This is a genomic window from Cognatishimia sp. WU-CL00825 (assembly GCF_040364665.1).
Classification (GTDB): Bacteria; Pseudomonadota; Alphaproteobacteria; order Rhodobacterales; family Rhodobacteraceae; genus Cognatishimia.
Genome location: NZ_BAABWX010000003.1, coordinates 1 through 19307 on the forward strand (window position 1 = coordinate 1; position 19307 = coordinate 19307).

Annotated in this window: 20 protein-coding genes; 3 read left to right on the forward strand and 17 right to left on the reverse strand. The window is 54.6% G+C overall.

The annotated features are described in order from the left end of the window. Nucleotides 1-239: 239 nt before the first annotated feature. From msrQ to clpB, 14 genes are all read right to left on the reverse strand, one after another. A complete protein-coding gene (gene msrQ, locus ABXG94_RS12180) occupies nucleotides 240-848 on the reverse strand; it encodes a protein-methionine-sulfoxide reductase heme-binding subunit MsrQ (protein ID WP_353534541.1) in 609 nt (202 codons plus the stop codon). Between the two features lie 2 nt (nucleotides 849-850). Further along, nucleotides 851-1753, reverse strand: coding sequence for a protein-methionine-sulfoxide reductase catalytic subunit MsrP (gene msrP, locus ABXG94_RS12185; RefSeq protein WP_353534542.1), 903 nt, complete (start codon nucleotides 1751-1753; stop codon nucleotides 851-853). Nucleotides 1754-1902: 149 nt separating this feature from the next. Beyond that, nucleotides 1903-3378: an FMN-binding glutamate synthase family protein gene (locus tag ABXG94_RS12190; protein ID WP_502901705.1), complete on the reverse strand. Its 1476-nt coding sequence runs from the start codon at nucleotides 3376-3378 to the stop codon at nucleotides 1903-1905. Between the two features lie 295 nt (nucleotides 3379-3673). Beyond that, nucleotides 3674-4132 (reverse strand): OsmC family protein, encoded by a 459-nt coding sequence (locus ABXG94_RS12195; RefSeq protein WP_353534545.1) that lies wholly within the window; start codon nucleotides 4130-4132, stop codon nucleotides 3674-3676. 14 nt (nucleotides 4133-4146) lie between these two features. Further along, complete coding sequence (locus ABXG94_RS12200; protein ID WP_353534547.1) at nucleotides 4147-4851, reverse strand: ABC transporter ATP-binding protein; 705 nt, start codon at nucleotides 4849-4851, stop codon at nucleotides 4147-4149. Continuing rightward, nucleotides 4838-5587, reverse strand: a complete 750-nt coding sequence (locus tag ABXG94_RS12205) for an ABC transporter ATP-binding protein (RefSeq protein WP_353534549.1) — start codon at nucleotides 5585-5587, stop codon at nucleotides 4838-4840. The genes ABXG94_RS12200 and ABXG94_RS12205 overlap by 14 nt, the downstream gene beginning before the upstream one ends. A 4-nt stretch (nucleotides 5588-5591) precedes the next feature. Then, complete coding sequence (locus tag ABXG94_RS12210) at nucleotides 5592-6521, reverse strand: branched-chain amino acid ABC transporter permease (RefSeq protein ID WP_353534551.1); 930 nt, start codon at nucleotides 6519-6521, stop codon at nucleotides 5592-5594. A 1-nt stretch (nucleotide 6522) separates the two neighbouring features. Continuing rightward, on the reverse strand, nucleotides 6523-7413 hold the full coding sequence (locus tag ABXG94_RS12215; protein ID WP_353534553.1) for a branched-chain amino acid ABC transporter permease: 891 nt from the start codon (nucleotides 7411-7413) through the stop codon (nucleotides 6523-6525). A 95-nt stretch (nucleotides 7414-7508) separates the two neighbouring features. Further along, on the reverse strand, nucleotides 7509-8705 hold the full coding sequence (locus ABXG94_RS12220; protein ID WP_353534555.1) for an ABC transporter substrate-binding protein: 1197 nt from the start codon (nucleotides 8703-8705) through the stop codon (nucleotides 7509-7511). A gap of 76 nt (nucleotides 8706-8781) precedes the next feature. Then, complete coding sequence (locus ABXG94_RS12225; protein ID WP_353534557.1) at nucleotides 8782-9672, reverse strand: SMP-30/gluconolactonase/LRE family protein; 891 nt, start codon at nucleotides 9670-9672, stop codon at nucleotides 8782-8784. After that, entirely contained in the window at nucleotides 9669-9878 is a 210-nt protein-coding gene (locus ABXG94_RS12230; RefSeq protein WP_353534558.1) for a tautomerase family protein, read from the reverse strand. The genes ABXG94_RS12225 and ABXG94_RS12230 overlap by 4 nt, the downstream gene beginning before the upstream one ends. Before the next feature lie 165 nt (nucleotides 9879-10043). Beyond that, nucleotides 10044-10775 carry a response regulator transcription factor gene (locus ABXG94_RS12235; protein WP_353534560.1) on the reverse strand — a complete coding sequence of 244 codons (732 nt, stop codon included), beginning with the start codon at nucleotides 10773-10775 and terminating at the stop codon, nucleotides 10044-10046. Between the two features lie 20 nt (nucleotides 10776-10795). Continuing rightward, nucleotides 10796-12031 (reverse strand): GAF domain-containing sensor histidine kinase, encoded by a 1236-nt coding sequence (locus ABXG94_RS12240; protein ID WP_353534561.1) that lies wholly within the window; start codon nucleotides 12029-12031, stop codon nucleotides 10796-10798. A gap of 316 nt (nucleotides 12032-12347) precedes the next feature. Further along, entirely contained in the window at nucleotides 12348-14963 is a 2616-nt protein-coding gene (gene clpB / locus ABXG94_RS12245; protein WP_353534562.1) for an ATP-dependent chaperone ClpB, read from the reverse strand. Between the two features lie 207 nt (nucleotides 14964-15170). Between clpB and ABXG94_RS12250 the strand changes: the two genes are divergently transcribed. Both ABXG94_RS12250 and pyrF read left to right on the forward strand, forming a co-directional pair. Further along, nucleotides 15171-15455, forward strand: coding sequence for a hypothetical protein (locus tag ABXG94_RS12250; RefSeq protein ID WP_353534563.1), 285 nt, complete (start codon nucleotides 15171-15173; stop codon nucleotides 15453-15455). 71 nt (nucleotides 15456-15526) lie between these two features. Beyond that, nucleotides 15527-16222: an orotidine-5'-phosphate decarboxylase gene (pyrF, locus tag ABXG94_RS12255; RefSeq protein WP_353534565.1), complete on the forward strand. Its 696-nt coding sequence runs from the start codon at nucleotides 15527-15529 to the stop codon at nucleotides 16220-16222. Nucleotides 16223-16293: 71 nt separating this feature from the next. On the opposite strand, the gene ABXG94_RS12260 is transcribed toward pyrF, so the two are convergent. Both ABXG94_RS12260 and ABXG94_RS12265 read right to left on the reverse strand, forming a co-directional pair. Next, complete coding sequence (locus ABXG94_RS12260) at nucleotides 16294-16527, reverse strand: hypothetical protein (protein ID WP_353534567.1); 234 nt, start codon at nucleotides 16525-16527, stop codon at nucleotides 16294-16296. 98 nt (nucleotides 16528-16625) lie between these two features. After that, nucleotides 16626-17081 (reverse strand): NUDIX domain-containing protein, encoded by a 456-nt coding sequence (locus ABXG94_RS12265; RefSeq protein WP_353534568.1) that lies wholly within the window; start codon nucleotides 17079-17081, stop codon nucleotides 16626-16628. On the opposite strand from ABXG94_RS12265, the gene ABXG94_RS12270 reads away from it, so the two are divergent. Next, nucleotides 17082-18335 (forward strand): DNA polymerase IV, encoded by a 1254-nt coding sequence (locus ABXG94_RS12270; protein ID WP_353534570.1) that lies wholly within the window; start codon nucleotides 17082-17084, stop codon nucleotides 18333-18335. 90 nt (nucleotides 18336-18425) lie between these two features. On the opposite strand, the gene ABXG94_RS12275 is transcribed toward ABXG94_RS12270, so the two are convergent. Next, nucleotides 18426-19286 (reverse strand): N-formylglutamate amidohydrolase, encoded by an 861-nt coding sequence (locus ABXG94_RS12275; protein WP_353534571.1) that lies wholly within the window; start codon nucleotides 19284-19286, stop codon nucleotides 18426-18428. Between the last annotated feature and the right edge of the window lie 21 nt (nucleotides 19287-19307).

Sequence of the window (19307 nt, forward strand, 5' to 3'; positions counted from 1 at the left end):
TCATCACCGCGTACTGGAGCGCAATCGGCTTGGTGCATCCTGCATTTTTCGTATTCGCGGCGCCCGATCATGCTGCACTTGCATCATCGCAAACTCTATATCCTGTGATCAGCGTCCCCGAATCCACTAAATCATGCTTTGTGCTGCTTCAGGCAGGCTGGTCATGAAGAATCAAAACGGCAGTCTAAAACGCAAAACGCCGACTCAACGAGAGCCGGCGCTGCTGGGAAAATCAAAAATCACGCACTGCGACGCGCAGGCACCGGCTTTGGACGCTTGATGCGCAGGCCCAAAAGCAAAACCACGGACGCCAGATACAGTAGCGGTTCAAGCTGAAAGCCTTTGACCAACATTACAAAATGCAGCCCCCCTAACAGACAGACTGCATAAGTCAGCTTGTGAAGCTTACGCCATTTAGGACCGAGCCGCCGTGCTGATAAATTGTTGCTGGTTATGGCAAGCGGCACCATCAAGACAAAAGCGGCCATACCAACCGTCACATAGGGGCGCTTCACAATGTCCGCCCAAATCTGCCCAATCAACTGAACATCCAGAACCAACCACACCAAGAGATGCGCAAAGACATAAGAGAAGGCAATCACCCCAATCGCGCGGCGAAACTTGATCAGGTTCACCCCAAGATGTTTGCGCATAGGTGTGATCGCGAGGCCGAGGATCAAAAGCTGCAACGCTTTCTCTCCTAGCGCATGCTCTAATCCCTTGACCGGATCAATCCCCAGCCCACCGTTCAGGGCCAGCCAAAACATCCATGCAGGATAGAGTGTGGCAAGCACATACAACGGCCAGCTGGGCAGCTTGCGCAGGGTTTTGTTGATCCAATCAATCATGATCAAAAGTTCCGTTTCAGGTCCATGCCTTCGTAGAGGCTTGCGACCTCTGCTTCGTAGCCATTGAACATCAATGTCTCTTTACGTTTTGCGAACAATCCCCCGCCTATTGGGCGTTCAGTGGCCTGTGACCATCGTGGATGATCCACCTTTGGGTTCACGTTACTATAAAAGCCATACTCTCGGCGGTTGGATTTGTTCCAGCTTGTTGGCGGCTCTTTATCGGTCAGTGTGATTTTCACGATCGATTTGATCGACTTAAACCCATACTTCCACGGCACCACCAGTCGCAGAGGGGCACCGTTTTGGTTGGGAATATCTTTGCCATAGATGCCCGTTGCCATCAGCGTCAGAGGATGCTGTGCCTCGTCCAGTCGCAATCCCTCGACATAGGGCCATTCGAGCACGCCATATTTCTGGCCAATCATTTCTTCGGGTCGATAGAGGGTTTCAAAGGCCACATATTTTGCCGTGCTTTGAACGCCAGCCATATCCAACAGGTCTTTCAACTCAAACCCGTTCCAAGGCACAACCATCGACCAGGCCTCGACACAGCGGAAGCGATAAATCCGCTCCTCGATGGTCATTTGCTGCATGATGTCATCAAAGCCGTAACTGCCAGGACGATCTACCAGGCCTTCGATCTCTACTGACCAGCCAGCAGTTGTAAGGCGATGTGCGTGTTTGGCCGGGTCGCTTTTGCCAGTGCCGAATTCATAAAAGTTATTGTACTCGGTTATGTCTTCGTAGCTGTTAGGCTTCAATGTGGCAGCCTTGGCTTGGGTGCCTGCCAGTGTCGCCAGGCCGAGACCGGCCATGCCGGCCATTATCTGACGACGATTCAGAAAATCGGCATAGGGTGTTACGTCGCTATGGGTCAGATCATTTGTCCAGCGCTTGGCCATCATTCACTCCTTTGTGGTTAAGAGTGATGTAGTCTAGGCGCGATAACATTCCAAACCACGTTGAATAACGATGCGGTGGGTGAGTTGTAACATTTGTGGATCTTGCCTGCGGTCCGACGGGCAAACTCTGTCGCGTAAAGGACCATGAACTAGGGTTCAGGATAAAGCTGACTCATGCGTTCCGAACGTCCAGTGTCTTGGACCAAACGCACATGATTGCGGCGTAGTTGTCGGGGTTCTGATACGCCCACGGAATGCGCAATAATCTCTACTTCTTTGACCACGCCCTTAGCATAGGCCGCAACGCGTTCAAATTTTACCTTTGGTACCAATCCCTTATGGAACCGAGGGTCATGGGTGGTAATACCTGTGGGACACGTGTTTTTGCTACACTTAAGCGCCTGGATGCAACCAAGTGAAAACATGAAGCCTCGGGCGGAGGTTATGAAGTCGGCACCGGCGGCTAAGGCCCATGCAACATCTCCGGGATTGATCAATTTGCCGCTGGCGATGATGCGGATGCGCGAATCAAACCCGTATTTCTTGCGCAGATCCACAACCCGGGGCAGAGCCTCGCGGATCGACATGCCCACCAGATCCATCAGAGGCATGGGCGCAGCACCTGTGCCGCCTTCGCCGCCATCGATCGTGATAAAATCCGGAGCCGAAGCCGCACCGCGTTTGGCGATGGTTTCAAACAACGCCTGCACACTGTCAGGAGATCCAACCACCAGCTTTATGCCCACGGGTTTGCCCGTCACCTCGCGAATACGGGCAATCATATCCAGCAACTCGTCATCATTGCTGATCTCGGGATGCCGGTTTGGAGAGATAGAGCTTTTGCCCTCTGGAATACCACGGATGGCCGCGATTTCCTTGGTGACCTTGCCACCCGGCAGAATGCCGCCCTTGCCCGGTTTGGCCCCCTGAGAAAGCTTGAGTTCAAACATGCGCACTTGCGCATGCGCGGCGACCTCGCGCAGTTTTTCGTCCGACAAATTGCCCTCAGCATCGCGCACACCATATTTTGCAGTCCCAATCTGAAAAACGATGTCACAACCGCCTTCAAGGTGATAGGGCGACAGGCCACCTTCGCCTGTATTCATCCAAACCCCTGATTTTGCTGCCCCTTTAGAAAGCGCTTGCACAGCGGGTTTTGAAAGCGCGCCGAAACTCATACCAGAGATATTAAAGAAAGAGGGCGCGGCAAAAGGCGTTTTGGCCCCTGCCCCTATGACCAAAGCCGTGCTGGCCGCAAACTGATTGTCCAGCGGTGGATAGGCTGCGTTTACAAAGATGGGTGTGCCCACCACAGTCAGATTGCGCGTCGAGCCAAATGAAAGCGTATTGCTCTTATCTTGGGACGCCCGTTTGACCCAGTCGCGCTGTGCGCGATTGAACGGGAGTTCCTCGCGGTCCATCGCAAAGAAGTACTGGCGAAAGAATTCGCCCAGTTCGGTAAACAGATGACGAAACCGCCCGATCACCGGATAGTTGCGGCGCACCGCGTCGCCAGTTTGGCTGCGATCAATCACAAAAAGCACCATGGCCACAAGAACCATCACCCCAACCATGAACACAAAGATCAAAGCGAGGATCTGCAGAATATCGACGGTCATTTCCATAGTGTCTTGCATAATTCCCATCCGTTTTTGCTTACAGATACCCTGAGTTTTTCGCGGCGAACCTGCAAGTCACAAAGCTGACAGCGCCTGACCAGCCTCTGATCAGAAATTGGTCAAGAGCGGATTTTGCACGCCGCAACGGGCGCAGGCTTCAGGTTTGGTTATTTGTACAATTTGTACGTTTGAAGGGCTGAATTGTACGATTCGCACTGAAGACCAGCACAGTTCAAAAATGCAAAAGGGCCGAGGATCATCCCCGGCCAATTTCTGGTTTCGCAATGCTGTCTGTTTGGCGCTACACGTGCCGTACCCAGCTCTCTTGAATCTCGCAGCCCGCACGTCGCAGTAATACAGACACCGGACATTTTTCACCGGTGATACGTGCCAGTTCAGCGATTTTCGCGTCACTGGCATCGGTGTCCAATCGCACCGTCAATTCGATCACCGGAAAAGGTGTGCCGATTTCAGCCTTGCCAAAAACGCCGCGCGTATCGAAATGACCACTGACGTCAAAATCCATATTGCGAATTTTCATTTTCAATAGACCCGCAACATAATTGGCGATGACATTTGTGCAGCCCAAAAACGACGACAACATGGTCTCAAGCGGAGTGGCAAACAAATCGGTGCCCCCCCGTTCCGGGGGTTCATCAGTGGTGATCACCTTGCCGCGTGCCACCATTTCGGTGCGCGCATGGGTAACGGTGTGACCTTTCACATCTATTTTGAAGAGGTCAGGCATGACATGTGCCATGGGATACTCCTTGGTTAAACTGTCAGGTAGCGTTTGACGAGATCAGGATTTGCGCGCACCTCATCCGGCGTGCCCTCGTATTTGACCTCGCCTTTTTCAAGGATGTAGACGCGATCACTGAGATCGAGCACAAAGTTCAGGTTTTGCTCGGCCAAGATCAACGACAAGCCCCGCGATTTCAGTTCGGCAATCTGCTCTTGCAACTTGTCCACCACCAGAGGCGCAAGCCCTTCGGAGGGTTCGTCCAGCAAGAGGATGTCAGGATTGCCCATTAAAGAGCGCGCGATCGTCAGCATTTGCTGCTGGCCGCCTGACAAATAGCCGCCTTTGCGTTCGCCAAATGTTTTTAATTCGGGAAACAGCGCATAGACCTGCTCTTCATCCCATTCATTGTCCTTGCCACGGGACCGGCGGGCAATGTCGAGATTTTCCCAAACGGTGAGTTCAGGGAACACCCGGCGATCTTCGGGCACAAAGCCAATGCCAAGGCGCGCTATATCGTAGGTCGCTTTGCCGACGATATCCTGACCACGCCATTTGATATTACCCTTGCGCGGCGGCGTCAGACCATTGATCGACCGCATCGTTGTGCTTTTGCCAACGCCGTTGCGGCCCAAAAGCCCGATGCATTCACCGTCTTCGACTTTGATGTCGATGCCAAACAAAACTTCGGAGATCCCATAGGCGGTGTGGATTCCGTTAACTTCAAGCAGCGTCATCAGCGTGCTCCCCAAGATAGATGCGCCGCACTTCGGCGTCGTTGCGCACGTCTTCTGGGCTGCCTGTTGCGATCAACTCGCCGTGGTGCAGCACCGACATTCGGTCAGCAATGGCAAAGACCACCGCCATATCGTGCTCTGTGAACAACAACGTAAGCTTGCGCTTGGCGGCGATGTCGCCGATCAGTCCAATTGAATCGATGGTTTCTTGTGGCGACATGCCAGCTGTTGGCTCATCCAGAAGCAAAAGATCAGGCTCTGACGACAAGGCAATCGCCAACTCGAGCTGCTTTTGCTTGCCGTAGGACATCAGCCCGGCGGTGGTTTGAGCCTCTTCGGTCAGATTGACCAATTCCAACATGCGATGGGTCTCGTCTCGAAACAGTTCTGCGCCGGGTCGGAAGAGATGAAACATCATGCCCCGGTCTGCAATAAAGGCCACTTGCACGTTTTCAAACACCGACAGCTTTGGATAGATGTTGATCCGCTGGAAGGACCGCGCGATACCAAGCTTTACAATCTTACTTGGGGAATAGCCGGTGATCATCTCGTCCTTGTAGTGGACCTTGCCGCTTGTGGGTTTCAACTGTCCGGTGAGGCAATTGAAAAATGTGGTTTTCCCAGCCCCATTGGGGCCAAGCACCGCATGTTTTTCGCCTTCTTGCAGCTCCAGACCGCTGACGTTCAGTGCCTGGAAGCCGGAGAAGTTCATACCGAGATTTTCGATCTTGAGCATCGGGTTAATCCTTTTTGCCAGAACGTTTGCCGAGGACCCCGGTGAGGCCTTCCGGGAAGAAGAACAGGATACACAACAAGATGATGCCCAGAACGGTTGGCCAATAGACGGTCCATTCGGTGATGAAGCGATCCAGCAGCAGCAAGACAGCTGCGCCAACGGCGGGGCCAATAAAGGTGCCCACCCCTCCAAGGATCGACATGATCATGACCTCGGCGGATTGCGTCCACCAGGCGCTTTCTACAAAGACCGCATGGTTGAACATGGTGAACAGGGCCCCGGCGACACCTGCGAAGGTGCCCGACAGAACAAAGGCGACGAGTTGGACTTGGCGCACGTTGACGCCGATGAATTCCGCGCGATTGCGATTTTCGCGGGTGGCGACAAGGGTGAAGCCATAGGCAGAGTTGACGATGCGCCAAAGAAGGTAGGCGCTGAGGACAACAACCGCGAGGGCGAAGTAGAAGAAGCGTTTGGGCTCGTCTAGGAAATCTGGCACGTTCACACCGATGAAGCCCGTGTCTCCCCCGGTCACGGCGGCCCATTTGAAGGCGATGGCCCAGACCAGCTGTGCAAAGGCCAGTGTCAGCATGGCGAAATAGATTTCAGTCAGACGGGTGCAGAAATAGCCAATCACAAAGGCCACAACGCCGCTGATTGCTATGGCAATCGGGAAGGCGACAAGCAAAGGCCAGTTTAACGTGGTCAGCAAGATTGCACAGGCATAGGCGCCAATGGCGAAATAGGCTGCATGACCAAAGGAGATCATACCTCCGAATCCGAGCAGCAGATTAAAGCTGAGGGCAAAGAGCGCGAAGATCAGGATCTCTGTAATGAGATAGACCATATAGAGGCTGCCAAGCATTGGGACCAAGAGCAGAGCCAATACGACCGCCCCAGCGATCAAAAGTTTATGTTTGTTGGTCAAAGTCATGTTATTCAGCCTCCGGTTTGCCCAACAGGCCCCAAGGGCGAATGAGCAGAACCAAGATCATCATCAAATAGATCAAAACGATTTCAAAACTCGGAACCAGCATCACGCCAAAAGAGTTCAGCAGTCCGAGGATCAGGGCCCCAAGAAAGGCACCACCAAGACTGCCCATGCCGCCAATGATGACGATGATGAAACACTGCACGATGATTTCGGCATCCATGCCTTGCGACAAAGCCACCGCAGGCGCGGCCAAGGCGCCGCCGAGGCCGGCCAGGGCAGAGCCTGCCATAAAGACCAGCATATAGATGCGCCCCACGTTAATCCCCAGGGATTCCAGCATCTCGCGATCCTGACGCGCGGCGCGCACAAAGCGGCCAGACCGGGTTCGGTTCACAAAATACCACATGCCAATCGCAACAAGCACGCCTACGAAACAAAGAAACAGACGGTAAGACGGGTAATATGCGATGCCCAGATTAACAGCGCCTTTGAAGCCCGCTGGCAAAGACACCGACAGAACCTGTGTGCCCCAGGTCACGCGAACAAGGTCGCCGACAATCATGACAAGCGCAAAGGTAAAGAGCAGTTGGTATAGGTGATCGCGATCATACAGGTGGCGCAACATTGTGCGTTCCACCACATAGGCCATGGCCGCAAGCGCGATGGCAGAACCTATCGCCGCAAACCAAAAGCCACCGGGAATGCCGGAAAAGGCATTCACCAGCGAAAAACACACATAGCCGCCCAGCATATAGAATGCGCCGTGGGCAAAGTTGAGTACCCTTAAGACACCCAGGATCAGAGTCAGACCCGCGGCGATCACAAAGAGCGACATGCCGAGCGAAAGGCCATTCAACAGCTGAATGAATAGGAGAACCGGATTATTGAACATTCGTCAGGATCCAAGAGTTCGAGTCAAAGAAAAGTGGGTCGGCCGAAACGTCCATGGGAGGTGACGTTATGTTCGGCCGACCAAGCAGAAGTAGATTAGTCCATCAAATCATCTGCTGGGATGTATTCCACAGGTTTCATCATCCGATATGGATAGGACGCATCTTCAGATTGTTTCATCTGACCCCAGAACTGACCGCGGTTGGCCTGATGATCAGACGCCCGCATGGATTGTTCCCCAATCGGAGTGTCGATCGATAGGCCTTCAAGCGAGGCAATCACAGCGTCAGTATCTGCGCTGCCGGCTTTGGCAATGGCAGAGGTGACCCATTGTGCGGCCACATATCCGACAACTGGCCATGACGGCGTGTTGTCGCCCTGCGCCTTGTCCTGAACGATTTTTACAAAATCGTTATGCGCCGGAGTGTCTGGAAAGTAGAATAACTCGTAAGAGTTTGCCCAGATACCTTCTGGCATGTCTTCCCCCATCTGCTCAGCCGTCTCTGGAGAGCCAACTTCGCCAGCGGTGATGTAGTTCACCTGATTGAAGAAACCAAACGGGGCCGCCTGTTTAGCGAATGCTGGGAACAGGCCAGCCCAAACACCAGAAAAGACGGTGTCACAGCCCGAAGCCATTACGTTGGTAATATGGGCTGTGTAGTCTGTGGTGCCGTTCTTTGGCCATTCCTGCGCAACAATCTCCGCATCCGGCGCGATCTTTGCTATATGCGCGCTGAAGGCTTCGTTCAGGCTGTGGCCATAAGAGTAGTCCATCAGGATTGTACAGATTTTCTCTGCGCCAAGGCGTTCGGCTATCACCGCGCCAGACTTGCCCTCGGTATTGGTGTTGGCTGCCGCGCGGAAAACATATTTGTGGAAGTTTTCAGCAGAGGTCATTTGTGTGGATTTTGGAATGGCCGCCACATAGATGGTTTCTTGCTGACGCGCGACTTCTGAAATCGCCTGACCAACAGAAGAGCTGACACCGCCCACTAAGAAGTCTGCATTTTCCCGCGTCACCAGCTCGCGTGCCATCGCTGTGGCTTCGGCGGGGTCACACTTGGAATCACGGTGAACAACTTCAACCTGTTTGCCGTTTAAGCCACCCGCCGCATTGATTTCATCAACGAGAATATGCGTGCCCAGCAGCGCGTTTTCCCCAATCAGCTGGCATGGCCCAGACGTTGGGTACAGCGCGCCAATTGTGATAACGTCATCAGACGCCATCGCAAAGGTTGGTACCGCCACGGTCATGGATAGCGCTGCCAAAGTCCCAATAGTTTTCTTATTCATTTGCATGTCTTCCTCCCTAGTTGTCAAACTAACTTAGTTATTGGACCAAAGACTCCTCTTCTCTGGCCTTGATGGTTCAAAACAGCGGGAGACCCGGCGTTTTGACTTTGATGCGATAGAGCGATGTTGATGAGGTGAAATACAGATCTTTCAGATCATCGCCGCCCCAAGCAAAATTCGCGGTAAACTCTTTCATGCGGATCACACCCAGTGTTTTGCCCTGTGGGGTGATCACATGAACCCCGCCGGGCCCGGTGCAATAGACATTGCCCAAGCTGTCGATCTTCATACCGTCAGGATGGCCCTCGCCTTCGCCTGTGGTGACATCAACCCAGACATCCCCCCCAGAAACCGTGCCGTCTTTGGCAATTGAAAATTTCCGAATGTGTTTGTGTTCTGTGTCGTTCACATAAAGTGTCTGATGATCCAGCGAGAAACAGAGACCGTTGGGTTGGGCGAAATCATCGGCAAGCTGTGTCAGCTGTTTGCCATCAGGGGACACGCAATACACCCCCTGCGCGCCCATTTCCAAGTCACGTTCCAGCCCGAAGTAATCCAGCCGGCCATAAGTGGGATCGGTGAAATAGATCATGCCGTCGTTGCGCACGACCACATCGTTTGGGCTGTTGAGCTCTTTGCCATTATAATGTGTGGCTAGGGTGACAATGCTGCCGTCCTGTTCGGTGCGGGTCAGGCTGCTGGTGGCATGTTGACAGGTCAGCATGCGCCCCTGGGCATCATAGGTATTGCCATTGCCCATATTGCTTGGCTTGCGGAACGAGCTCACAGAACCGTCCTTGTTCAAGCGAAACATTTCGTTGCCGGGAATATCTGAAAAGGTCAGATGGCTTTCAGTTGGGTGCCAGATCGGCCCCTCTAGAAACAGGAAATTGCTGGCAACGGTTTCGAGTTTTGCTTTGGGATCCAGAATGTCGGCCATCGCCGGATCACGCATTTCGATTGTCATGATTGAGCCCTCAACTCTTTCACGCGCGCACCGCCTGAAAACCAATCGGTTTCATCGACCTCTTCAAACACCAGCCAGACATTTTCTTCTGGAATGCCCGCCGCAGCGCTGATCGAGGTTGTGACGTCTTTGGTGATCTTCGCTTTGATACCTTCGGGGTCCTGCTCGATGACTTGCTTAACGATGCGGATGTTCACAAATGGCATCGATGTCCTCCTCTTTTCTCCATGCCCAACATCTGCGCGGGTTCTGGTTGTTTCTCTTGAGACGAGACTAGGGGGAGGCGGTGTTTGGGTATGCGTCAGGTCACGCATCTAATGCGCGGGGAAACACAGGGAAATTGCGTGTTCCCGCAAGCCACTGGAAATGAACTACTTTTTGAGCTTTGAAAGCCAGACTTGCAGGTTTTCTTCTTCGCGGCGCAGAGCATCAGCGTTCAGGATGCCCTGAGAAAGCGCCAAGGATATTGCCCGAGTGCGCGAATTGAAGCTGGGTCCATAGTCGCCGGTTGGAAAATCTGCCTTTTCAAGCCCAAGCTTTTGATAGAGATGTTGCAATCGGCTTTGAGCCCCCCGCAGGGAGACACCGCGCCGGGCGGCCATGGCTTTGTCGGTCAAACCCAAACACAGATCGATCAACGCCTCGTATTCCAATTCGCTTAGGCCGGACAGCCGGTCGCCAGCACGCTGCTGCACGCCTCGGACTTCGCGGTCAATGACGCATTGTTCGGCGACAAACACGCCTTGCAACGCCAGTTTCAATTGCTCTTCGGGGGCTGATTTCAGGATATAGCCATAGACCGCTTCGCTGGGCACAATTTTGGTGATGCCGCGGATATAGGCCTCTTCGGTGTAATTTGACCAAAACAGGATCTTGGTGCGCGGTTTGCGCGCCCAAATATATTTCGCAACTTCGACGCCCGTCACTTTGGGCATCTGAAGGTCCAAGATGACCGCATCAAAGTCTGCGGCCCCAAAAGCAGTAATGGCGTCTGCGCCGTCACCGGTGATGGATAAATCTTGCAGAACCGGCAAAGTGTTGCGCGCGACGCTTTCAAGAAAGGCGCGATGCAGCTTGTCGTCTTCGGCTATTAACAGACGCATAATGTATCCCACTGACCCATCTAGGTAGGGTCCGATTGGAGGTTGTTTTCGATCATTGAAACCGAAATGGACACCCGCGTTCCAAGGGCTGGCTCTGGCGTTTCAAACCGCACATCAGCTGAAATCAGATCTGCGCGGGTTTTGATATTTCCAATTCCGCTGAGGGAAACAAGATCGGCGACTTCAATGCCCGTACCATCATCGTGAACGACAACTGTCAGCGTGTCTCCATGGCTTGCAATCGTCACTGCAACCTTGGTGCATTCCGCATGTTTCAGCGCATTATTCACGGCCTCTTGCACAATGCGGTACATCGCGGTGCGCACCGTGTCCTGCAATTGATCCATCATGCCATCAGTCTGGTCGCTGACCTGCATTTTTATCGGGCGACGCATGTTTTTCAAACAGCGTTGCAGATGGGCGTCCACCGCTTCTGCAAAGCCAAAGAGTTGCAAAACACCCGGTTTCATATCTTCGACAATTCCGCGCACCTCATCCAGACAATGGTCAAGTTCGTCCTGAATTGCGGTCAGTTCTTTTGTGGCGATGGCAGAGCCACCTTCGATGCGCGACAGACGTCTGCGAATGCGGGCCAGATCTGCAAGGGTTTGATCGTGCAGATCCATCCCAAGTCGTTGCCGTTCACGCTCCATGCCTTCGGTCAGACGCAGCGCTCCGATGCGCAGCGTGCGTTCTCTTGCCGTTGCTTCAAGTTCAGCCACAGCGGAATCTTTGGCCTCTTTGCCACGCTCTAGAGCAAACAAATAGGCAGAGACCAGATCCGCCGCGCCCTGGGCCAAGACGACGAGTTCCTGATTGTAATAACTCTTTTTGTGGCTTGAAATCGCTAGTGACCCAATCAGGTCACCCTGCACGCGCAATGGCACTACAATCCTGCTGTGCAGATCAGCGTCAAAAATTGGGGCCGTATCTGCGCCGTCAAAATGAAAGCGCGCATCGGTCCATGCGTCGTCTGTCAGCAAAAACGGGGTGTCACCGCGCAACACATCTCTGATGGGGCTGGTTTCAGTTGGCTGCGCAGCATTGCGCGAATGGCTCCAGGAAGTGTGCATCCGGGCTTCGTAACAGATTTGCGTGCCGGTCGGATGTAACAACACAATATCAAGGTGATCATGCGAAATGAGCGTGCGCAGCCTGTTGGCAAAATTTTCCAGCACGAGCTCGTAGTCTGTTGGCCCAGCAATGGCCTGAGCAATCGCAAGATAGCAGTTCAGCGCTTCTTCAGAATTTGGCATTAATGCTGATACCCCTTCCCCGGGTGTATTCAGTTGATCATACCTTTTTTTGTTTTTCAACATAACCTCTTGAGGAAAGCTGGCGGCCAAGCGACCTGCTTGGCTACGCGAAATTTGCGTGGTGTTTCAAATTGCTCAAACCCATTGCTTGCACCTGAAACTGGTGGCTTGGGCAGCTTACCAAGATGTGTTTGATGGCTAAATTGCCAATCGCGCAAATTAATTGCGGGTTCCCGCAAGACCGCATTGCCACGCCCGCTCAGCGGAGCGTTGAGGCATAGCAAAAGGCCGGGCTGAAGCCCGGCCTACTATTGGTTTAGTGCACCACGGCGTCGTCAGGGCGGGGGCGCTTTGACGTGCCAAGGCGATCGCCGATTTTAAGGCCATCTTCGGTGGCTGTGATCGGAATGGTTTCGCCATCCGTAACTTCGCCGCCCAGCAGCATTTCAGCCAGAGGGTTCTGCAAGGCCCGTTGGATCACGCGCTTTAAGGGGCGCGCGCCAAACACTGGATCATAGCCTTCGTCTGCCAACCATGTTTTGGCGGCCTCATCCAGTGAGATCGCGATTTTACGGGCCGCCAAGCGTGTGATCAGGCGCGCCAACTGGATATCAACAATGCCGTCCATATCATCACGGGCCAGACGGTCAAAGATGATGGTTTCATCCAGACGGTTCAGGAATTCTGGCCGGAAATGCGCCCGCACCGCATCCATCACGTCGCGCCGTGCGTCAGAGGCATCAGCCCCTTCGGGCAATTGGCTGAGCGCTTGCGACCCCAAGTTGGAGGTCAGGATGATCAGCGTTTGCTTGAAATCAACCGTGCGGCCCTGCCCGTCTGTCAGCACGCCGTCATCCAGCACCTGCAGCAGCACGTTGAAGACATCGGGGTGGGCTTTTTCCACCTCGTCAAACAGCACAACCTGATACGGCCTGCGGCGCACGGCTTCGGTGAGCACACCGCCTTCGTCATAGCCGACATAGCCCGGAGGCGCACCAATGAGACGGGCGACCGCGTGTTTTTCCATGAATTCAGACATGTCGACGCGCACCATGGCGTTGTCGTCATCAAACAGGAAATCGGCGACTGCCTTGGTCAGCTCGGTTTTACCGACACCGGTTGGCCCAAGGAAAAGGAAAGAACCCAGCGGGCGATTTTCGTCGTTCAGCCCAGCGCGCGCGCGGCGCACGGCATTGGAAACGGCTGTGACCGCCTGTTTTTGACCGATAACACGCTTGTGCAGGTCATCTTCCATGCGCAAGAGTTTCTCACGCTCGCCCTCGAGCATTTTTGAGGTGGGGATACCTGTCCAACGTTCGACCACAGCGGCGATTTGCGCCGGGCGCACCGCTTCGTCGACGGTCAGGTTGTGGTCCTGCGCCTCGGCCTCGGTCAGTTGCTTTTCAAGGCCGGGGATCACCCCATAGGACAGCTCGCCTGCTTTGGCGAGGTTGCCATCGCGTTTGGCGATATCCAGTTCTGCACGCGCTTGGTCAAGCTGTTCTTTGAGATCCCGCGCAGAGGCAAGTTTGTCACGGCCCGCCTGCCACTGAGCGGTCATTTCAGCAGAGCGGTCTTGCAGGTCAGCAAGATCTTTTTCCAGCTTTTCAAGACGATCTTTGGAGCCTTGATCATCCTCTAGACGCAGGGCCTCGCCCTCGATCTGGAGTTGCAGGATTTGACGGTCTAAAGCATCCAATTCCTCTGGTTTAGAGTCGACCTCCATGCGCAAACGGCTGGCGGCTTCGTCCATCAGGTCGATGGCTTTGTCCGGCAAAAAGCGGTCGGTGATATAACGGTGAGACAGGTTAGCTGCCGCAACAAGTGCGGCGTCAGATATGCGCACACCGTGGTGAAGTTCGTATTTTTCCTTGATGCCGCGCAGGATGGACACCGTGTCGACTTCGGTTGGTTCTTCGACCATGATCGGTTGAAAACGCCGCGCCAGAGCTGCGTCTTTTTCAACGTGTTTGCGGTATTCATCCAATGTTGTTGCACCGACGCAGTGCAATTCGCCGCGCGCAAGGGCGGGTTTGATCAGATTGGCCGCATCCATGGCACCATCGGCCTTGCCTGCGCCAACCAAGGTGTGCATTTCGTCGATAAACAGAATGATTTCTCCGGCGGCCTCGGTGACTTCGGTCAGAACCGCCTTGAGGCGCTCTTCGAATTCACCGCGGTATTTTGCGCCAGCAATCAGCGCACCCATATCCAGTGAGAGCAGCTGTTTATTGCGCAGGCTTTCGGGCACATCGCCGTTGACGATGCGCAAAGCCAGGCCCTCGGCGATGGCGGTTTTACCAACGCCGGGTTCACCGATCATCACCGGGTTGTTTTTGGTGCGACGCGATAGAACCTGCATGGCGCGGCGAATTTCGTCGTCGCGGCCAATGATCGGATCAATTTTGCCTTCGCGGGCCCGTTCGGTCAGGTCTTGGGCGTATTTTTTCAGCGCATCATAACCTTCTTCGGCAGAGGCCGTGTCTGCGGTGCGACCCTTGCGGATATCGTTGATCGCAGAGTTCAGCGCCTGGGCGTTAACAGCGCCCGCCTCTAGCGCCTCGCGGGCTTTGGATTTGACCAAGGCCAAGGCCATAAGAATGCGTTCAACCGGCACAAAGCTGTCGCCGGCTTTTTGCGCAACTTTTTCGGCTTCGGTTAACACTTTGACCGAGACATTATCCATATAGGCCTGTCCGGTGTCGCCGCTGACTTTGGCCACTTTACCCAAAGCTGCCTCGACCGATTGCAACACACGCTGCGGGGCACCGCCGGCGCGGGTGATCAGATTGGACGCCAATCCTTGGTCATCATCTAACAGGGCTTTGAGAATATGTTCGGGAAGCACGCGCTGGTGATTTTCCCGTATTGCAATGGTTTGAGCCGCCTGGACAAAGCCGCGCGACCGCTCCGTGAACTTGTTGAAGTCCATGGTCTCTCTCCTTCTATAAGCGCCCAATTTAATCTAACGCCCGCTTTGCGGCACGTCCCAGTTTGGGCCTCCGGTTTAATTTGGGCAAGCTTTGCGGTGGGTTCAAGGGGTTAGTACATTCGGTCGCGGAGATTTTGGAAAAATTTTGATCCTTTGCCTCCTGTTAAGACTTTCGACGCTAAGCTTTGCACATCTGGAGGGGTCCAAATGAAAGTAACGCATGTAGAATTGCTGGAACGCTGCATCACGCCAAACGGACGTTGCAGGGGCAAAATGTGTGTGCATGGCGATGGCGGTGAAAGCATTCGGGTGGATTGCGACATTCCTTATTATGGCATTGGGGGCATGGGGGCGATCAACGGTGCGCTTGCCCAAGACGCCATGCGACAGCTTAGGCGCATGCCAGAATTCCGCCGTAACCCACCTATAGAGGCGGAATTTGCCATGCCAAAAGGGCGCAAAAAGCGCGTGGTTCAACTTTCGGCGCGCTAACAGGTGCTGTGGCTTGCGATCAGGCCCCATGCGGCATAGACAAGGCCGATTTCTTTGCGCCGGAGCTTGCCATGTCTGATGATCGCCTAATTGTCGCCCTTGATGTCCCCAATGCCCTGCAAGGCTTGAAACTTGCCGAGACCATTGGTGACGCCGCATCGTTTTATAAGATTGGCCTGGGCATGTTGACCGGCGGTGGTTTGGCGCTCGCCAACGAACTAAAAAGCGAACACGGCAAGCGCATTTTTCTGGATATGAAGCTGTTTGATATCGGCGCAACCGTTGAAAATGCGGTGCGTGGCCTGGCGCAATTTGATCTGGATTTTCTGACGGTCCATGGCGACCCCTATGTGGTGAAAGCTGCCAAAGAGGGCGCGGCTGGCAAAGACCTAAAGATCTTGGCGGTGACGATTTTGACTTCTCTTGACCGGGCGGACCTGGATGGCGCGCTGATCAAAGACGGCGATATCAAGGATCTGGTGCAGGAACGCGCAGGCCGCGCCTTAGAAGCCGGGGCGGATGGCGTGATCGCCAGCCCGCAAGAAGCCGCCTTGATCCGCGCGCTGCCCGAAGCACAGGGGCGTTTGATTGTCACGCCTGGCGTGCGCCCAGCGGGGGCGGCATTAGGGGATCAAAAACGGGTTGCGACACCAGCAAGTGCTGTGGCGGATGGGGCAGATCACATCGTTGTGGGTCGCCCAATCTGGCAGGCCGAAAATCCAAAGGGTGCCGCACAAGCCATCGTGGATGAGCTTGCAACTGTTTAAGGCCGCGCAATCCAAGCTTGACTGAAAAAGGGCACCACAATGGGTGCCCTTTTGCGTCTTTTGCGCGGAGTTCACGCGAGGTGTTCTTTAACCTTTTCGATCACATCTTCGACCGACAGGCCAAGGCCTTCCAACATTGAAAGGTCGATGCCGTTTTCTGTAAGCAAGGCTGTGACCGCCTCGGCATCAAGACTGGCCAAAGCCGACAAATCAACGCCACTTTCGCTGATTTTCGACACGATTTCATCAACGCCGCCCAAGGCACCGACGGCTTTGCCAAGCATATCCCCTAGTCCCATACTCATACTCCTTTACTTTGTTCATAGCGGTTGTTTCGCTGGCAATTTGACAGCAATTCAATAGGAACAAAAGCCAACAGTTGGGCAACAGGGTACAAAATGCGCTATGAACCGGCGATCCAGTCTGCCAAGCGTTTTTGAAAATATGCAATGGCTTTGGGGTGGGTCAGATATTCGTCAACCTGCATCAGTTTGAAAGCCTGCCCCTCGTCCCCAAGCACAAGCTCTGCGGCGCGACTTGCTGGAACATGTGCCACAAAAAACCAAGTCAGATGCCCCTGCCTTTGATAAGCCCGCGCCCAACTTGGCTCTGTGGCACGCAGGTCCAAATTTACCTCTTCTAAGGTTTCTCGGGTGGCGCAGTCCCAGGCGCTTTCATCGGCTTCGCGCCCGCCCCCCGGCAAGTCCCAATGATTGGGCATTGGGATGCTGGCAATGTCATCGCGTAGCAAAGTGACAATCTGACTGCCGACAAAAACTGTCAGCTTGGCCCCGCAAAAGCGGATGTGATTGCCACGCTGGAATGCTATATTGGGCAGGTCGTTCATAAGAGTATGCAAATGCCAGCCCTGTGCCGCGAATGTTTAAATGAGGTGCCCGTGACGCGCCGCTGTCCACAGTGCGGCAGTCTGCGAATCGTGGCACATGACGAATTGTTTGACCTGACTATTGCACATATGGATTGCGATGCCTTTTACGCAAGCGTGGAAAAGCGCGACAACCCCGAGCTGGCCGACAAGCCGGTGATCATTGGCGGTGGCAAGCGCGGAGTTGTATCAACCGCGTGTTATGTGGCGCGCATTCGCGGGGTCAGGTCGGCGATGCCGATGTTTCAGGCGCTAAAACTGTGCCCGGATGCGGTGGTCGTGCGACCACGCATGTCGGTTTATGTAGAGACCAGCCGCAAAATTCGCGCTTTGATGGACGCGTTGACGCCCTCGGTGGAACCCTTGTCTTTGGACGAGGCTTTTATGGATTTGGGTGGCACGGCGCGGCTCCATGGGCACCCGCCAGCGGTGATGCTGGCGCGTTTGGTGAAACGCATGAAGGAAGAAATTGGGGTGACCGGGTCCATTGGACTGTCGCACAACAAATTTTTGGCCAAAGTCGCCAGCGATCTGGATAAACCCCAGGGGTTTGCGGTGATTGGCGCGGCAGAAACCGATGCGTTTCTGTGCGACAAGCCGGTGCGGATGATCTGGGGCGTCGGACCTGCGGCGCAAGAGGGGCTGGAACGCGCGGGCATTCGCACGTTTTCCGATTTGCTGCGCTGGGATCAACGGGATTTGTCCGAGCGTTTTGGGTCGATGGGCTATCGGCTGTGGCATCTGGCGCGCGGCCAAGACAAACGCAAAGTGTCTGCCCGCAATCCGGTCAAAAGCATCAGCAAGGAAACCACGTTTTTTGAGGACACCAGCAGCGTTGATTTGCTGGATGGCCATCTTTGGCGGCTGAGCGAACAGGTGGCGGACCGCGCCAAAGCCAAGGGAAAAGCCGGCCGCGTGGTGACGCTAAAACTGAAACGGGCAAATTTTTCGCTGATCTCGCGCCGGCTGAGTTTGCGGGATGCCACCCAGATGGCAGACACCATTTATCAGACAGCGCGCGGGCTGTTTGACCAGGTGGGCAACCAGGGCCCTTACCGACTGATTGGGGTTGGAATATCTGACATCGTGGACGAAAGTATTGCTGACCTTAGCGGCGATTTTCTGGACCCAAAGGCCGCGCAACGGCGCAAAGCCGAACGCGCCACCGACGCCATTCGTGCGCGGTTTGGTTCAGATGCAATCCAAAAGGGCCGCGGCATTCGTTAGCCCCGCACTTCATCTTTCTAAAAATACTCTGGGGGGATCGGTGAAACCTGTTTCAACGATGGGGGCAAAGCCCCCGCACGCCTTCACGGGTTATTCGGCGGCAAGCTTTTGCAGCGGCCGACCCAGGGTTACGATGTCCGCGATGGCGCTGCGCAGGGACTGGCGGAAAGCCTCAAAATTGGCATTTGGGGTGATGCGTGTTTCATCCATGTAAAGCGAGCGGTCGATTTCAACCTGGATGGCGTGCTGGTTGCGCGACGGGCGGCCATAGTTTTGGGTCACGTAGGCACCAGCAAACGGTGCATTACGCGACACCACAAAACCGGCATTCACAAAGGCCGCTTCAACACCGTTGATGACCCGTGGATCAGCCGAGGCCCCAAAACGGTCCCCAAGTACAATTTGCGGCCGCCGGGCCTTACTCCCGCCGGATGCATCCAAAGCTTCGCGGGGCATGGAATGGCAATCAATCAGAATCGCCTGCCCAAATTGGGCACGCGCGTCATCCAGCAGCCCCTGTAGTGCCAGATGATAGGGCCGCCAATAGCCATTTAGGCGCTCTTCGGCCTCCTCCAGACGCAATTTTCCCCGATAGATGGGCTGGCCATTGGCCACCACGCGGGGAATCACCCCAAGACCCGAGGCCACGCGCGGGTTGTTTCCCAATTTTCGCACGCCTGCGATCAATGCCGGATCCAGCTCTTCTGCGCTGCGATTATAGTCGATAAAGGCGCGTGGTGCTGCGGCCCTTAGAAACGGGGCACCAACCTCGGGAGCATGGTCAAAAAGCCTGTCTACAAAGGCATCTTCAGAGCTGCGGATCGCCAGGCCAGGCAAAATAGTGCGCTTTAAAAACCACTCGGGGTAATCATTGCCGCTGTGTGGCGACGCAAAAACCACCGATGACGTGCATTCGGCTGGGCGGTCTAATATAAAGGCGCGTGCGGGCATTTGCTCTCCTGTTCAAAATAA

Excerpts from the sequence above, each read along its gene's own strand:
- msrQ (WP_353534541.1), bottom strand. The coding sequence starts at position 848 with ATGATTGATTGGATCAACAAAACCCTGCGCAAGCTGCCCAGCTGGCCG.
- msrP (WP_353534542.1), bottom strand. The coding sequence starts at position 1,753 with ATGGCCAAGCGCTGGACAAATGATCTGACCCATAGCGACGTAACACCC.
- ABXG94_RS12190 (WP_502901705.1), bottom strand. The coding sequence starts at position 3,378 with ATGGAAATGACCGTCGATATTCTGCAGATCCTCGCTTTGATCTTTGTG.
- ABXG94_RS12195 (WP_353534545.1), bottom strand. The coding sequence starts at position 4,132 with ATGGCACATGTCATGCCTGACCTCTTCAAAATAGATGTGAAAGGTCAC.
- ABXG94_RS12200 (WP_353534547.1), bottom strand. The coding sequence starts at position 4,851 with ATGACGCTGCTTGAAGTTAACGGAATCCACACCGCCTATGGGATCTCC.
- ABXG94_RS12205 (WP_353534549.1), bottom strand. The coding sequence starts at position 5,587 with ATGCTCAAGATCGAAAATCTCGGTATGAACTTCTCCGGCTTCCAGGCA.
- ABXG94_RS12210 (WP_353534551.1), bottom strand. The coding sequence starts at position 6,521 with ATGACTTTGACCAACAAACATAAACTTTTGATCGCTGGGGCGGTCGTA.
- ABXG94_RS12215 (WP_353534553.1), bottom strand. The coding sequence starts at position 7,413 with ATGTTCAATAATCCGGTTCTCCTATTCATTCAGCTGTTGAATGGCCTT.
- ABXG94_RS12220 (WP_353534555.1), bottom strand. The coding sequence starts at position 8,705 with ATGAATAAGAAAACTATTGGGACTTTGGCAGCGCTATCCATGACCGTG.
- ABXG94_RS12225 (WP_353534557.1), bottom strand. The coding sequence starts at position 9,672 with ATGACAATCGAAATGCGTGATCCGGCGATGGCCGACATTCTGGATCCC.
- ABXG94_RS12230 (WP_353534558.1), bottom strand. The coding sequence starts at position 9,878 with ATGCCATTTGTGAACATCCGCATCGTTAAGCAAGTCATCGAGCAGGAC.
- ABXG94_RS12235 (WP_353534560.1), bottom strand. The coding sequence starts at position 10,775 with ATGCGTCTGTTAATAGCCGAAGACGACAAGCTGCATCGCGCCTTTCTT.
- ABXG94_RS12240 (WP_353534561.1), bottom strand. The coding sequence starts at position 12,031 with ATGCCAAATTCTGAAGAAGCGCTGAACTGCTATCTTGCGATTGCTCAG.
- clpB (WP_353534562.1), bottom strand. The coding sequence starts at position 14,963 with ATGGACTTCAACAAGTTCACGGAGCGGTCGCGCGGCTTTGTCCAGGCG.
- ABXG94_RS12250 (WP_353534563.1), top strand. The coding sequence starts at position 15,171 with ATGAAAGTAACGCATGTAGAATTGCTGGAACGCTGCATCACGCCAAAC.
- pyrF (WP_353534565.1), top strand. The coding sequence starts at position 15,527 with ATGTCTGATGATCGCCTAATTGTCGCCCTTGATGTCCCCAATGCCCTG.
- ABXG94_RS12260 (WP_353534567.1), bottom strand. The coding sequence starts at position 16,527 with ATGAGTATGGGACTAGGGGATATGCTTGGCAAAGCCGTCGGTGCCTTG.
- ABXG94_RS12270 (WP_353534570.1), top strand. The coding sequence starts at position 17,082 with ATGCCAGCCCTGTGCCGCGAATGTTTAAATGAGGTGCCCGTGACGCGC.
- ABXG94_RS12275 (WP_353534571.1), bottom strand. The coding sequence starts at position 19,286 with ATGCCCGCACGCGCCTTTATATTAGACCGCCCAGCCGAATGCACGTCA.